The sequence below is a fragment of the Enterococcus sp. 5B3_DIV0040 genome (assembly GCF_002140755.1).
Lineage (GTDB): Bacteria > Bacillota > Bacilli > Lactobacillales > Enterococcaceae > Enterococcus_D > Enterococcus_D casseliflavus.
In genome coordinates this window covers 971,166-987,347 of sequence record NZ_NGLC01000001.1, presented here as the reverse complement: position 1 = coordinate 987,347, position 16,182 = coordinate 971,166, and the positions used below count along the sequence as shown (strand labels likewise).

Annotated in this window: 11 protein-coding genes; 1 reads left to right on the top strand and 10 read right to left on the bottom strand. The window is 41.7% G+C overall.

Annotation, left to right across the window (positions count from 1 at the left end; genetic code table 11):
* Nucleotides 1-11: 11 nt before the first annotated feature.
* From A5883_RS04775 to A5883_RS04735, 9 genes are all read right to left on the bottom strand, one after another.
* Nucleotides 12-437: a hypothetical protein gene (locus A5883_RS04775; RefSeq protein WP_008379668.1), complete on the bottom strand. Its 426-nt coding sequence runs from the start codon at nt 435-437 to the stop codon at nt 12-14.
* A gap of 119 nt (nt 438-556) precedes the next feature.
* Nucleotides 557-1,858: an FADH(2)-oxidizing methylenetetrahydrofolate--tRNA-(uracil(54)-C(5))-methyltransferase TrmFO gene (trmFO, locus tag A5883_RS04770; protein WP_016613226.1), complete on the bottom strand. Its 1,302-nt coding sequence runs from the start codon at nt 1,856-1,858 to the stop codon at nt 557-559.
* A 152-nt stretch (nt 1,859-2,010) separates the two neighbouring features.
* Complete coding sequence (gene topA / locus A5883_RS04765; RefSeq protein ID WP_008379664.1) at nt 2,011-4,089, bottom strand: type I DNA topoisomerase; 2,079 nt, start codon at nt 4,087-4,089, stop codon at nt 2,011-2,013.
* Nucleotides 4,090-4,231: 142 nt separating this feature from the next.
* Nucleotides 4,232-5,110, bottom strand: a complete 879-nt coding sequence (gene dprA, locus A5883_RS04760; protein WP_008379662.1) for a DNA-processing protein DprA — start codon at nt 5,108-5,110, stop codon at nt 4,232-4,234.
* A 68-nt stretch (nt 5,111-5,178) separates the two neighbouring features.
* Nucleotides 5,179-5,943, bottom strand: a complete 765-nt coding sequence (locus A5883_RS04755) for a ribonuclease HII (RefSeq protein WP_005236834.1) — start codon at nt 5,941-5,943, stop codon at nt 5,179-5,181.
* Nucleotides 5,927-6,793: a ribosome biogenesis GTPase YlqF gene (gene ylqF / locus A5883_RS04750; RefSeq protein WP_005229614.1), complete on the bottom strand. Its 867-nt coding sequence runs from the start codon at nt 6,791-6,793 to the stop codon at nt 5,927-5,929. Before ylqF ends, A5883_RS04755 begins: the two co-directional genes overlap by 17 nt.
* Before the next feature lie 423 nt (nt 6,794-7,216).
* Entirely contained in the window at nt 7,217-8,122 is a 906-nt protein-coding gene (locus A5883_RS04745) for a class C sortase (RefSeq protein WP_086338076.1), read from the bottom strand.
* Nucleotides 8,123-8,144: 22 nt separating this feature from the next.
* Nucleotides 8,145-10,016: a SpaH/EbpB family LPXTG-anchored major pilin gene (locus tag A5883_RS04740; protein ID WP_034878666.1), complete on the bottom strand. Its 1,872-nt coding sequence runs from the start codon at nt 10,014-10,016 to the stop codon at nt 8,145-8,147.
* A gap of 54 nt (nt 10,017-10,070) precedes the next feature.
* Nucleotides 10,071-13,646 (bottom strand): SpaA isopeptide-forming pilin-related protein, encoded by a 3,576-nt coding sequence (locus A5883_RS04735; protein WP_086338075.1) that lies wholly within the window; start codon nt 13,644-13,646, stop codon nt 10,071-10,073.
* 343 nt (nt 13,647-13,989) lie between these two features.
* Between A5883_RS04735 and A5883_RS04730 the strand changes: the two genes are divergently transcribed.
* On the top strand, nt 13,990-15,483 hold the full coding sequence (locus A5883_RS04730; protein WP_005236849.1) for a helix-turn-helix domain-containing protein: 1,494 nt from the start codon (nt 13,990-13,992) through the stop codon (nt 15,481-15,483).
* Nucleotides 15,484-15,616: 133 nt separating this feature from the next.
* Here the strand turns inward: A5883_RS04730 and lepB are convergent, their stop codons facing one another.
* Entirely contained in the window at nt 15,617-16,165 is a 549-nt protein-coding gene (lepB, locus tag A5883_RS04725; protein ID WP_008379649.1) for a signal peptidase I, read from the bottom strand.
* Nucleotides 16,166-16,182: the final 17 nt, after the last annotated feature.

Genomic DNA, 16,182 nt, shown 5'->3' with positions numbered 1-16,182 from the left:
CGTAACACTTCCTATTCTATAAAATTTTTACTTTCCACCACCAACGCGATCCCTTTTTTATCAAAATCGACAATGATGACTTTGGTTCCGACTGGCAATCGAACATTGTTTTCACGATCTTCTTCCCGAAAAAAACGTGCAGGATAAACAGAACGTGCACCTTGACTCCCTATCTCCATGACTTCGCCGATTGTATCTCCGACAATCTTTTCCGTCAGTTCACCGATCACAAAATCATTGCGACTAATGACATTGCTGCGGTTTTTGTCTGTGATGCGATTGTAAAGCCACATAATGGGACCTAACAGCAAACTAAATAAAACAAAGACAACGAAAATGACCCCGACCAACAGGATCAGCCATCCTAAAAATTGAATTACTGTAGGAAAACGCTGTAAATAGTTTTGAATCAAATGAATCCATTCTCCAATCACCATCTTCACCACCTTCTGTCATTGTTACTGTCTATCATAAGTCACCTTGATTAAAGTTTCAAGACAAATTAAAAAAAAACCTTCTTACCATTTATTAGTAAGAAGGTGATGACTCATCGCTCTTATAGTTGTTCTTTGGCTTCTTCTAAGGCAGCTAATGCCCGGTTTGCCAATGCTTCATAACGAGATTTTTTATCTCTGATTCGTTCTGGAAGTTCTGGCAGCAAACCAAAGTTGGCATTCATCGGTTGGAAGTGTTTGCCTTCTGCATGAGTGATATAATACGCCATACTGCCAATTGTCGTCTCTTGTGGCATAATGATCGGCGCTTCCCCTTTTGCAAGTTTGGCAGCGTTGATCCCGGCCATCAATCCACTGGCTGCACTTTCAACATACCCTTCAACGCCTGTCATCTGACCAGCAAAAAAGAGGTCTTCACGTTTTTTCGATTGGTACGTTTGTTGTAACAACTCTGGTGAATTCATAAAACTATTCCGATGCATCACGCCGTAGCGCACAAATTCTGCCTCTTCCAAACCAGGGATCATCCGGAATACCCGCTTTTGCTCGCCCCATTTCAAATGTGTTTGAAAACCAACGATGTTGTACAGAGAAGCAGCTGCATTGTCTTGCCGCAGCTGAATCACTGCATAAGGACGCTTGCCGGTTTTCGGATCTTCCAAACCAACGGGTTTCATCGGACCAAACAACATAGTTTTCGGTCCACGGCCAGCCATAACTTCGATTGGCATACATCCTTCAAAGAATTTTTCTTTTTCGAATTCTTTCAAAGGGGCCACTTCCGCATTGACTAAAGCTTCACGAAACGCATAAAACTCCTCTTCGTTCATTGGACAGTTCAGATAGGCTGCTTCGCCTTTGTCGTAGCGTGATTTCAAATAAACTTTATCCATATTGATGGTGGATTTATCGACGATCGGTGCTGCTGCGTCATAGAAATAAAATCCTTCTGATCCGTTAAAAGCTTGGATCGCTTTTGATAAAGGTTCAGAAGTCAAAGGTCCAGTTGCAATCACGGTAATCCCTTCTGGAATTTCAGTGATCTCCTCTTCGATGACAGTGACTAAAGGATGTTCTTTTACACGTTTGGTTACTAACTCTGAGAAATCATCACGATCCACAGCTAAAGCACCCCCTGCTGGAACAGCTGTTTTGTCTGCAGAGGTAATAATGACTGAATCTAAGCGGCGCATTTCTTCTTTCAAAACACCGACCGCATTCGTTAAATTGTTGCCCCGAAGTGAATTCGTACAAACAAGTTCAGCAAAATTATTTGTGTGATGGGCTTCTGTCGATTTCTTAGGACGCATTTCATAAAGCTTTACTGCGACACCTGCTTGAGCTGCTTGCCAAGCAGCTTCGCTTCCGGCTAAACCGGCACCAATAACATTGATTTCTTTCATAGTGCTCTCCTTTTATTTCAAAAGCTCGCCTCTTCTCATAAGAAACTGCTTGTATTAATCAAAAGGACCGGCACTTTCTTTTGTCAGCCAACATCGAGGCTGACCGTTCAAAAGAATGCGCCGATTCTTTTTTTAACAGGGAATCCTGCTAGTTATTTTTGCACATTTTCTTCATAGTCCCCATTGATACACACGACTTGCTTGCCGCCTTTGACTTTCTTCTCGACTAAGTAATTATCACATTTCGGACAATTACGGCCTACAGGTTTGTCCCAAGAAGTAAAGTCACAGTCCGGATAACGGGTACATCCATAAAACAACCGATTTTTTTTCGATTTGCGTTCAACAACTTGGCCTTGGTGACAGACCGGGCACTCAACGCCGATTTCTTTGACGATTGGTTTCGTGTTGCGACAGTCAGGGAAATTACTACAGGCATAAAATTTTCCGTAGCGACCTAATTTGATCACCATTGGATGTCCACAAAGATCACAGTCAAAGCCTGCAGGTTCGTCTTTGATTTGGATTTTTTCGATACTTTCTTCTGCGGTCGTCAATTCTTTTTCAAAGGGACGGTAGAATTGATCGACGACTTTGACCCATTCTTCTTTCCCAGCTTCAATGCTATCCAAGCTATTTTCCATTTCAGCAGTAAAATGCATATCAACGATTTGCGGGAAGAATTCCTCGATCAATGAATTGACGATCTCACCAAGTTCAGTTGGCTCAAAACGTTTTTGTGTCAATTTCACATAATAACGTCGTTGGATTGTTTCCAACGTTGGTGCATAAGTTGAAGGACGACCCACACCGTTCTCTTCAAGGGTTTTGATCAAGGTGGCCTCACTGTAGCGGGCAGGTGGTTGAGTGAAATGCTGTTTTGGTTCGATCGATACGGATTGGACCACATCTCCTTCAACTAACTCTGGCAAAATGTTCTCTTTGTCTTCTTTGCCATCATCGCGCCCTTCCACATAGACCTGCATAAACCCTTTAAATTTGATCTTTGAACCATTGGCAATAAAGATGACACCATTTTGATCCAAGGTAACTTTCATTGTATCCAAAATCGCCGGCGTCATTTGACTAGCCACAAAGCGAGACCAGATCAAGCGATACAGTTTCAGTTGGTCTTTGTCTAAGAATTTCTCCATGGCTTCTGGCGTACGCATCACACTTGTTGGTCTTACCGCTTCATGGGCATCTTGTGCCCCTTGTGCATTCGCGCGTTTTTTGCCACCGTGCGCCGAGAACTCTGAACCATAAGTACTTTCAATAAATTCTGCCGCTTCGCCTTTGGCTGTGTCTGCGATTCGGGTCGAATCGGTACGCATATAGGTGATCAAACCAACGGTTCCTTGTTTACCAAGAGCGATCCCTTCATAGAGCTGCTGTGCGACCATCATGGTTTTCCGCGTTCGAAAGTTCAGTTTACGGGCTGCTTCTTGTTGCAAGCTACTGGTGGTAAACGGTGCCGCCGGGTTGCGTTTGCGTTCTTTCTTTTCAACCTTCGTCACTTGAAACTCTTTACTAGAAAGACGATCGGTGATTTCTTTTATGCTTTCAGCATTCGGTAATTTTTTCTTTTTGCCATCTAGGCCCCAAAAATTGGCTTTGAATTTTTTCGTGGCTTTTTTAAAGTTCCCATCGATGCTCCAATATTCTTCAGGAACAAACTCACGGATCTCTTTTTCACGATCTATAATAATCTTAAGCGCCACCGATTGAACACGGCCAGCACTCAAGCCTTTTTTCACTTTACGCCAAAGGATCGGGCTCAATGAATACCCCACCAATCGATCTAAAATCCGGCGCGCTTGTTGAGCGTCAACGAGATCTACATCGATCGTTCTTGGTTCTTTGAAAGCTGCCTTGACCGCATCCTTAGTGATCTCATTAAAGACGACTCGGTTTTTATCTTTTAAATCTAACCCTAGTAGAAAAGCTAAATGCCAAGCAATAGCTTCTCCTTCTCTATCCGGGTCACTTGCGAGGTAGACTTTTTCGGCTTTTTTCGCAGCTGAGCGGAGACTTTTGATCACATCGCCCTTGCCACGGATCGAAATGTAATGCGGTTCGTAGTCATTTTCGACATCAATTCCCATTTTACTTTTAGGAAGATCACGAATATGACCGACACTTGCGACGACTTTGTAATTTCGTCCAAGGTATTTTTCAATGGTTTTCGCCTTTGCCGGCGATTCCACGATTACTAAATATTTATATGCCATATAAAGAATGGCTCCTTCCTGAATTTTTCCTACTATTATATTCTATCAATCAGTGAACCTATCGTATGCAGATGAAACATACAAATCGTAGCTTATCATAGCTTTCAAGAAAAGGTTTGTCAAGGAAGGTTGATTGGAAAAATCAAAAAAAGGCTAACTCCTGTAAAATATCTGACACACTAATCGTACATTTTGCGCCATCTTGAATCAAGTGGTGACAACCTTTTGACTGATCGGAAATCATTTCACCAGGCACTGCAAAAACTTCTCGGCCATTTTCCATTGCTAATTGTGCCGTAATCAAAGAACCGCTTCTTTCTTTAGCTTCAATCACACAGATTGCTTTTGAAATACCGGCAATGATGCGATTGCGTAAGGGGAAGTGATGTCTTTGCGGTTTGGTGTCGTGAGAATATTCACTCAGTACTAGATGTTCTTGACGAATCTGCTGGAACAACGGATACGCAGAAGTAGGATAACAATGTTCCAAACCAGAAGCAATCACGGCAATGGTTTGTCCCCGATTTCTGATGGCTGATTCATGGGCAAAACTGTCGACGCCATTTGCTAATCCACTGACGATCGTATAGTTTTCTGTCACTAAAGGCGGGATCAGCTTTTCGCAAACTTTACGCGCGTAGCGAGAAGCTGTTCTTGCGCCGACAAATCCAATCATGGGCGTTTGCAACAATTGCAGATTTCCTTCGTAAAATAGTAATAATGGTGGGTCCGCAATTTGTCTTAAAAGCATCGGATACTCCGCTGAAAAGAAGGTGAGGTAGTTTTGTCCCCCCATCTTTTGTGTGATATGCTCTTCTGTCATTTGCTCCCACGATCGGCGAAAGACCGTCCTATGCTGTGGAAGGACGCCGATGGCAATCATCTCTTCCAACGAACAACGCATTTCTTTTGTTTCCAGCCAATGCCAAATAATCTTCCAGCAACCTTGCAGACCGATTCCCTGACAGTAGTACAGTTTTATCAACTGTTTTTCAAAATCTGTTGCTTGTTGATATTTCATAAACAAAGCCCTCTTTTCTTAGTGATCTTACTTATAAGATTCGCTAAAAAAAGAGGGATGGATGAAATTTATAGGTATTGTTTAACTGGGGCAAAGGTTTTTCGATGAATAGGGCAAATTCCATGGGCAGCTAACCCTTCTAAATGAACTTTGGTCCCATACCCAGCATTTTGATCAAACCCATAAAAAGGATACACATCATGAAAATCTTTCATTAAATTGTCACGATAGACTTTGGCAATGATACTTGCTGCGGCAATCGAAATGGAGCGGGCATCGCCTTTGATCAAGCTTTGTTGAGGGATGTCGGTCTCGATGGTCATCGCATCAATGAGCAAATGTTCCGGCTTGACCGCTAAGTCGATCAAAGCTTCTTTCATCGCCAGGCGGCTCGCTTGATAGATATTTATCCGATCGATTTCTTCAGGACTAACCACACCGATACCGACAGCCACGGCTTTATTTTGAATTTCGATAAACAGTTCTTCTCTTTTCTTCGCAGAAAGCTGTTTTGAATCATTCAGACCTAAGATCTGACATTCTTTAGGCAGAATGACCGCAGCTGACACCACGGGTCCTGCTAATGGTCCACGCCCCACTTCATCTAAACCGGCGATAAAACGGGCACCTTGTTGAAATGCTTCGTTTTCAAAACGCATCATTTCTTCGTATTTCTCCTGCAAAAGCTGCTGTTTAACTAATTGTTTCTCATATTGTTGCAGTAGCTTTTGGACCCCCGCGCGTTCATCTGCCTGCAATTCCTGTAAAAATGCCAGGTCATTAAATGTTGGATCAAATAATCGCTCTTTGATTGACTTAATCGGTTGTTTCATCTTGGCTTTCCATTTCCTCCACTCGATCTAGTGTATAACGGCCTAATTTTCCTTGCCGAATGTCAAAGACAACAAGCTCGCTTCCTCGATCATAGTTATCTTTATACCCACGTTTTTCAGTGATTTTCATCAACAGGTCTGGCGCTAACAACGCCTCTTCCTCCGCCTTTAGTTGGTAACGATTGGCGATTCTTTCAGGATAATAGCGGGCAAAAAAATCAAGTCCATACAATGCGATATCATCCAAATGGATCAGCTGATCTTTAATAGCCCCCGTCAATGCCAATTTTTTACCAATCTCAGGATCTTCAAATTTTGGCCATAAGATCCCAGGCGTATCTAGCAGCTCTAGATCAGTCCCAAAACGCAGCCATTGCTGTCCTTTGGTCACGCCGGGTTTATTACCCGTCTGAGCAATTTTCTTCCCTACTAAACGGTTCATCAAGGTTGATTTTCCGACATTCGGAATGCCAATCACCATCGCTCGAATCGCACGGGGCTTCAATCCTCTGGCTTTGTCACGAGCGATTTTTTCCTTCAAGACTTGCTTAGCCGTCGGGACAATGGCTTTGACGCCTTGATTGTCTTGGGCGTTGATCGCCAAGGCTAAATAGCCTTGTGCTTGGAAATAATGCTCCCATTTTTTGGTTTGAACGGGATCTGCTAAATCCGCTTTATTGATCAAGATCAATCGTGGTTTTTGCTGTAATAATTGGTCCAGCATGGGGTTGCGGGATGAGATCGGCAAGCGTGCGTCCACGAGTTCAAAAACGATATCCACGAATTTTAATTTCTCACTTACTTCACGTCTGGCTTTCGCCATATGGCCTGGAAACCATTGAATGGTCATTTGAACGTTTTCCTCCTTGGTACTTCTTCGAATTGGTAAAAAGACAGTAGTGTCTAAATCCATGCAGTATATACCTAACAAGAACGAGGACTATTTGCTCTAAAACCATCAGAGAAACTAGTCACACTGGGCATTTTGCTAAAATTGCTTTAGGACAATGTTCTTGTTCCAACCTCGTGCATAGGTAAAGCTTTCAGCGCGATTCTCATGCGTCATACGCGCTTTCTCGCTTTTTAATTTTGGGGAAGTGGTTGGAAAAAGCTTGTCTACCCACTCATTCTTCCTTTTTTCTGACACCTTTACCATTAGACCGACTGCTTTTTACTACCTTTTATCTTCGTTATTGTACCATATTTCACACGACATGTTTCGTTCTGAGTAAGGTTAACAAGTCATTTTCTAGTGGATCTAGAGGAAAACCTGCTATCTTTGCTTCTTATCACTGGGAGTGATCAAATCATGCTGTTTTTTTCTTTTGATTTTGCTAATCACCAGCAGGAGTAGTAATAGTGTGGTGCTTACAACTAGCAGCACCCACAAATCCTGCTGGTTTGCTTTTTTTGCGGCATTTGTTTCATTTTCTTCATTGTAAGGAACCCTTTTGCCGCGAACCAATAAACGATGGCTATTGACCATATAGGGTGTGCAGGTTAGTAAGGTGACATAATCACTGCCTTTGACAATTTTTAGTGCTTCGGTATCATCAGGGGCGACCGTTTTAATCTGATCTATTTGATACGCCAACGTATCATCAAACGTTTCGATATAAAACTCATCGCCGATCTGCAGCTTAGGCAGATCCGTAAAGAGGGTTGCACTCGTTAACCCACGGTGTCCGCACAAAACTGCATGGGTATCTTCACCACCTATTGGATACGAAGCGCCCTCCAATAATGTTGCTCCTCTTTTTAACAACGTATCGGTGGTTTGATCAAAAATCGGGAGAGCGACACCAATCACGGGGATCTTTAAAACGCCGATCGTATGTCGTTCATAGTAATCAGGTGTATCGCCTGATTCTGAGTCCCTTGTTTCTGATAAATCTTGCGTTTCTTTGATTCCAGGATTGCTGGGATGCTGTGCCAGCTCTTGATTTACTCGTTCCAACTGGTTCCTTTTTTGTTGTTTTTCTATTTCACTCATTTTTTTAGCTTGGCTTTGGTAGTAGCTGATCAACTGTTGATCCAAAAAGGTGTTGAGCTGATTACTTACAAAAGGATAACTGATGATCAGAACACCTAGCAGCAGCAGAATACCCATTAGAACATCCAACAAAGTCACTTTTTGAGTAGGTACTTTCGTGCCATTTCTTTTCCTTTTGATTGTCATCGTGCATTTTCATCTCATTTACTTACCCTTTTTTCCGTTTAACAAAATAACACCCAGCTAAACCAACGATCACCACTCCGATGGCGCCCATTAAATACGTGCCGGCACCACCAGTTGCCGGTAAGGTTCCTTTGCGGCGGTTAGGGACTTTTTCTGGATCTCCCAATTGCTCTTTCGTTCCATAAGACGTTTCATGTACTTCAAAAGCGATGCGATTTGTTAGCAGTACATAATTTTTTGGTGCTTTTACTTCTTCCAAATAGTAGGTGCCAAATTTTAACCCGATGATATCAACTAATCCATCTGTCCCTGTGGTAAATTTCGTCGCTTCATCCGCTGTTTGCACCCAAGATACCTGTTTGGTTCCTTCTTCGATTTTCAGGTAGTTGGCATCATCACGGTCTTGATCCCGTACAACAAAAACTGCATCTGCCAATGCTTCGGTAGCGGTCACAGCCCCATCGACTTTTAAGAACCGTTTGCCCCCTGTCAAAACTTCCACGCTTGGAGGCGTTTGATCCGTCATGAAATCCGTTTCTACATTTGCTTTATTCGTAAAGCCATTAATAGGCATAGCCTGTTCATTTAAATACATATAATACACAAAGCGCAATTGATTTCCCGGCGTTAATTGCGGCACGAATTCTGGATTGATAGTTACCGTAAAGCCATGCTCTTTTTCCGTTACTTGGTAATTCGTCGCATCGATTTTCTGCTCTCCATCATACAACGCATAGCCCGTTTCTCCTTCAGCTGTATTTTCAAAAGTTAATGCTGGATCATGGGCATCGATCAATTGAAAATGTTTGTATTTGTTTTCTGATCCTACTTTATCTTGAATACCTGATGGGATATTGACCGTTAGGTGATATTGGATTCTTTCGCCGATCTCCACGTCTTTGCCGTCTAATTGTGGTGTTGTTTTTGTAACATTTGTTGTGTCATTCTTGATTGTTAGCTCAACAGTAACGTTACTTCCTGAATCAATCGAGAAATCCTTGATTCTTTCTTCCTCGATTAAGGCGGCTTGACTTGGGGCTTTCGTTTCCTCTAATTGATAGGCGCCTGTTTCTAGTTGCGCAATCTTTAGCTGTCCTTTTTGGTTCTCACTCACATCGATACCAGCGTCTCCAGCAGCATATTGTTTGCCTGTCAAAAAACGGTACGCTGCCTGTTTGTCAGTTGTCCATGTATAAAGTCCATCGGCTGCACTTAAAATGTATTTCTTGGTATTTTCGCGTCCTTCTTGCTTTGAAACAACAAATTCCGCATCATTCAGTGGTTCGTTTTCCCCCGTTCCTCGCTTATTCACAAGGAGCGTTCCTTCATTTGTGACGATATTTTTCGGATAAAGATGGATCGTGTCTAGCTCTTCTTCTCCATAAACATATGAGCCATCAGCTTGTTGGATCATTTCATATACGGGAAAGGCGATCACCATATTCTCAGCAGTTGTAACGCCGTCTTTAGGGGCTTCTACAATGGTGTAAACTGCATCCCGATCGGCTTGTTTTTTCGGCAATTCAAAAACCAAATCACCGGCTGCATCTGTTTTTCCGCTAGCTATAGGGGAACCAGACGTCAAGGTTTGAACTTGACGCTTGGCTTCTTCAACGGATGCCCCTGCAGATCGTTTTTCATAAAATGCTGCTGTCACATCATAGACAGAAAAAGTGACATCGGCTAAGCCTTGGTATTGATCAAACTCTTCCATCTCAGTCCCACTATTTTGAATCAATGAACCTGGCAGATTGACCATTTTCTTTTTATGGAGATGGATCTGTGCCAAATTGCTCTCTGCAGACACTTGCTGATTTTTTGTTCCAAAAAAGACAAATGGCAAAAGTAAAAATAGGAGACAAACCATTTTCGTATGATTAAAAATCTTTTTCATTGTTCTTTCCTCTCTTCTAAATTTTTTTTCGTTTTTCATTCGCTAATGGAAAAATTACTTTAATGAAGGCTTATCTTTGCGCTTAACGTGCAAATAGCTACCAGCTAAAAGGACTAGCAGACTTGCTGAAAGAATGACCATCCATCCATGCCAATTCCCTCCGGTTTCAGGAAGAGACACTTTCACTTGATTGGTTACGATCAATTCTATTTGATTGTTCTTTTCTCCAGAAACAAGAAGATTCGGTAGTCGTTCTTCATCGATAAAGACCTGACCATCCTCTTCAATCTTGATTTGGACAGGTGCTGTTAAACCTGCATAGCCTGCGGGTGTACCAGTTTCTTCCAAGGTATAGCTGCCGGGTGTGAGATCTTGGAAGTGAAATACCGCTAGTGCTTCTCCGTTTTCAGGCAGTTCGACAGTCCGTCCGTTTCCACTTAGCCGGAATTTTGCCCCCTCAAGTGCTTGTCCCAGTTCATCCTGTTTATTGACCACCAAATCAAAAGGTTTTAACTGATTGCCATGGGTAAGGGTCCAACAGTTGGCATCCCCGTCGACATTTTCCCCTTGATACTGGATTTTTCCGTCTGTACCAACGACAAATTCATAGTCACCGGCAACCGTATCATATCCGAGCGGACCGGCTGTTTCTGAGATACGATAAGCGCCAGGCTCAAGGATCGTAAATTCAGCCATCCCAACATCATCCGACGTTTCTGAGGCGATTTCTTGATAATCCCCTCCTGCTGTTTTTTGTTGCAGAGAAAAGACAGCGCCTGCTAACAATACTTGCTGCTCATTTTGCAACGTATATTTTCGAATAGCGACTGGAATTTCTGTAAACGGATTGATAATCTCCAGGATAATCGTATGCTCGACCAGTGTGACAGGTTGTCCATCAATCGTCGCATGCCCTTGCTCATCAATATGGATCAGCCACTCTGTTTGCTTAGCCAAATGATGTCCCGCCGGTGCAGTGACTTCCTTTAAACGATACGTCTGACTTTTTTGCAACGTAGTATCTGCTGGCAGCCCGTACGTTCCATCCCCTTGATCCACAAGGGTTACTGTCTTTCCAGCGCCCGTCAATTCAAAAACAGCACCTGTCAGCTTCACCTCTCCTACAGCGGATTTTTTGATCAGATTTAATGCGAGGGGCACAAACGTCTTTGTGTTTTTCCATGTAGAAACGTCCACTCTTGTCGACTCGTAGCCTGATACTGCCAGTTCATTTGTGACTTGATAATTAAACGTTTCTCCTTGATTGTTATAAAGCGGCAGTAGACGGGTTTCTTCGTAATCCGTTCCATCCTTTTCAGAAACCGCGGAAACCTTGCTTCGTTCCCAACTTGTCTGATCTTGTGCATCGGTCTCAGTAAGTTTGAGATATCCTGTTTGCCAGCTCTCCTTGCTAGTAACTGGGCTTCTGCTTATTTCAAAATAGACAGATTCTGGGCGACTTGACGTATCGCCATCGTATTCCTCCCAGACTTTTTTGATCGTCAACTCTTTCCCAGGTGCTTTGGCAGAAGGCACACCAAACAATGCCTTTTGATCGGACTGATGATTCGGATAAAACACCGTTTCTCCATTCATTTGATACCAAGTATCTGGTTTAAAATCCGCTGCTTCCGTTTGAATCCGCACTTGATAATGAATTTGCAGTTCCTGTCCTTCGCCTAAATAAAGACCAGAAGCATTGAGTGTATTGTCAGATATCGTGACCTCAGGCTGCACCGTTAGAGCAGCAGAACCGACACTTTTGATGGACAAGCTATTTTCTTCGTATAAAAATGGTTGCGAAATGGGGTCAGTAATCTCTCCATCAGTGACTGTCGCCGAAATATGAAGGGCTTTTTTCTCGAGATAGTCGGCAATATCCGCTGCTTCATTGGCTGACTCATAATAAAGATGCCCCTCTTCATCAGCAGAAACCATCTGTCTCATTTTGTTCTCAACATCGGCCTTTGTATACCCAGCTGTTTGATCCCCTTGCAGTTGAATCCCCAATCCGTGAATCTCAATCCCGCGCTCTTTTAACGCCATCGCCTCACCGATCGTGGCGACAAACGTATTGTTGATCCATTTAGAGTTACCGTACTGATCAGATGCAAAATACCCGTTGTAGAGATGTGAAGTATTCATCGGCTGGTCTTGAGAAAGAGAAAAGGCGGTTCCATAATAACTACCATCTGCTTGTGTATGCACTTTGGACACATGATAACTGTAGGTCGGCACGCCATCTGTTAGCAAAACGATGACTTTCTTATGTCCATTTTGCGTTGATAGCATATCCCCAGCTTGGCGCAGCCCTCTTTGGGTAAAGGTCCCCCCAGCTGCTGTTTCTGGCGTCATCGTTCGGATCGTCTCTTTGACTTCAGAAAATTTTCCTAACTGGCAGGTTTTGTTTTGGTAATTGTTACCATCACTGGAATAACCGACATAGCCCATGTAGACACTGTCTTGAATGCCGCTTCCTTCAATTTGATTCAAAAAGCGATCCACACCTTTTTTTACCTCAGTGATGCGTCCCATCTCATTCATACTCCCTGACCAATCCACTACCAACACAACATCGATCGGATCAATTTGGCGTTGAACATTCCCTCGTACATTTAGGTAGACATCAAACAGTCCTGGAGTATTCGTCTCTTTTGCAAATTTCCGTAAAGCAAAATCCGCTTCATCTCCCACACCACCATACTCAATATACGAGTTGGTCAAATTTTCTGGATCACCATTCCATGTAGTTACGCCATCCCAGGTTTCGCCTGCATCTTTGTTCCCCTGATGATTTAAGACATTGCTCTTTTCATCAATTGTCCAATTAGCCGAAGGATACGTCCCGCTTTGGTCTGTCGTATAATCTGGTTCAATCGAAGCAAAAGCCTGTGAAACGGTCGTTTTTTGATAAAGACGTTCTTGTTTAAACGGTTCAATGAGTGTTTCGTCTTCAGAAGAACTTGTCGTTGTTCCTGTTTCCTTTGTCTCTTCCTGCGTTTCTTCATTCGAAACACCTTTTGAGTCTTCATTCGACACTTGTTCCGAAGTTGACTCCGTGCCGGTTTCTGCAGCTTGTGAATCAGTTGAGCTGACTTCCACCCTATCTGAGGAAGCAGATTCTGTCGCAAGCGGAATGTCAACTATCAATTCATCCAAAGACGCCAATTTGTGCGATTCTTGATTTTCGTGATCATATTCTTCAATCTGAATCGCCAACTTCAGTTTTTTTGTTTCATTAGGTAGTTGAAACGTTACTTCTTGTTCACAGGGTGTTTTCAAGAAGTCTTGTGTTGTTAGCCAAGACTGCGCGGATTCATCCTCAATAAAAACCACCTCTTTGTTGTTCGTTTTCGTTAGCGGTTGTTCTTTTGTTTCATCAAGTGCATATAATTGCAGCCAGATGCGTTGCTGTTTGTTTTTTTGTGATAGCTGATATCGTAAAGTAAATTGATTGCCCTCCCGTTGACCTGTCAACTTGATCTGCTCCGTTTCGGTAATAGCGATCGTATTTTCTTCTTGTGCACTTGCTATCCCATTTGTTTGCAAACTCGAATAAATGAAAAATAATATCCCCCCTAACATACAGAAAATGAAAGAGAACCAGTGGTGTCTCTTTGTCAAAAACATAAAAAGACCTCCTTTCAAAGAATCAAAAATTACAAGCTGATGATACAAGAAAGAAGCGAAAGACACCTCTTTTTTTTATTTTCTGAAAAACAGGAAAAATTTACGCATCTGTAGTTATTCATAAATAAAAAAGTTTTTTTATTTCAAAGCGGAACCAATTAACCAACGTTATTTAATAACTAAAAAAAACTAGCGTTTTTCACATGCGATTTCTATTTTTGTTCTTTATGAGACAGCTCTGGCAAAAATTTGTCTCAGTTTTTCTAAAAAAAAGCAAAAGTTTTGAGACGTGTCTTTACACAGTAATATAAATAAGTTATTAATAAAATAAGAAGGTGATCATTTGATTGAAAAAATACTCTTAGATACCCGAGCATTAGACAAAATCGGACTCTACGGAAAACTACTATCAATTGCTCCGGGTGAATACAACATAGAGTTCGTGAAAAATCTGACCCATTTAAGTGCAACGAGATTGAAAAGTTTACTTTCCTCGATCCAAGAGGACCTGCAAAACCTCTCCCCAGTAAATCTTTCATTACATAAAAACACCCTTAGTCTCCCTAAAAATTTGATTGAATACAATCAATATCAGCAGTTTTTAGCCCAAGAAAGTATTTCTTATAAAATGTTGTTAAGTATCTTGACCAATCAAGATGAAAGTTTGCTGGCATTTTGCCAAAGAAACTATATCAGTCGTTCGACTTGTTTCCGTCAAACTAAAAAGCTTCAGGATCATTTAAAGGAATTCAACGTAACCTTAAATCAATCAGCCATGACGCTTATCGGTTCAGAGATGGTGATTCGCATCTTATTGTTTAATTTTATCTGGCACATTTCTTTAGGGGATAGTTTGGTGAAGGCCTTTGACCAAGAGATCGAAGAGCTTTTTGTTACCTATGAAGGAACGAAATACAAAAGCAAGTATGAAATTGGCAAAAAAGAAGCCTTACTTCATTGCAAGATTTGTCTGTTTCGTTTAAAGGATGGTCACAAGACAAATCTTTATCAGTTAACGAACCGATCATTTATCCCCAGTGGTGAAAAGCTTGATTTCTTCTCTGCTTTCTTTATGATCATTGATTCAGCAATAGACATTCTTGAGATCAATTCTTTGTTCTTTCTTTTTTATTACTGGCCGATGCTGACTTCTGCCAAAGATGTGCGTCTTCCGATTGTAGCGGATTGTTACAATCACGAAAAGCTAGAATTAAAAGAGCTGATGACTGAGTTTGAAGAACATTGCCAAAAATTTCTCTGTGATTTTGACTTCGACCATCAGTCGTTCCTTTATATGAATACATATCTTACGTTGCTGAAGTTCTGTATATTTAAGCAAAAAGTTCCCCTTTCAAATTTTTTCGAAGCAAATGTCATTAAGGATAAATACCCATTACATACGATTTTGACAAATACCATTCAAAGTTTTTGGCGTAAAATAGCAAATCGTAAAGGTTATGAGTGGTTAAAAACCTGTTATACCGATCTTGCTTTTTATCAAGCCTGTTTGCTTTATCCCATTTACATTGAAAAGGAACAAAAATATAAACTTAAAGTTGCTTTTGTCTATGTATCTAACTACTTGGTTTCCATGGAAGTTTTTAATATATGTGAACGGTTGCCCTACGTTGAAATTGAACGGATCACGCTGCCAACTGAAGAACCTTTTGACTTTTATATTTTGAGCTCACCACAGCTTTTACCCCCTTTTACAACCGAAGAAAACTCGGCAATCATTGATTTTTGTCGCTATCGTGATTTTGAAACGAATTTATGTCAGAAACTATCGAATGCTTTTAATGAAAAAATAAAAAAATTAACAGCAATTAGTGACTAAACAAACGCTTCTTTCGATGCTAACCATTTCCCTTTGGAAAAAGAGTAAAAAGCTAGACAAAATCCCCCCTTGGAATCAACGGATGATTCCAAGGGGGGATTCATTATTTAATTATTTATTGATTTTACACAGACTAAATCAATCGAATATGAGTCAATGGATAATAAACAAAACGAGCATTGCCTAAAATGGCCTCTCCTGATATTGGTCCAAAGGAACGGCTATCTTTGGAGGCACGTCGATTGTCTCCAATGACAAAGTAACTATCTTTCCCTAACTTCTCAACACCTAATAAAGATTCCAAATCAAAGTCATTGGTGTAAGAGACAGACTCGTGATCATTGCTGCGGTTCTTCACTAGAAAATCTTCATCTACCGGTTCATCATCAATGTAAAGCTGATCATTGACATATTTCACTGACTCACCCGGTAAGCCAATCACCCGCTTGATATAGGTCGAACCATCCGGCAACTGGAAAACAACGACATCAAAACGTTGGATGGGCGAAATCTTCTCAATGACCACCATGTCTCCTTGTTTTAAGGTTCCTTCCATCGAATTTCCTTCAACAGGAACTGGGATCAACAAGAATGCCCGAATCAAGAATGCTGTTGCAAAAGCGATCAACGCATATTTCACTACTAGCCAAAAACGATCAACCCAGAGTTTTTTCGCCTCCACACGTCTGCCTCCTCTCC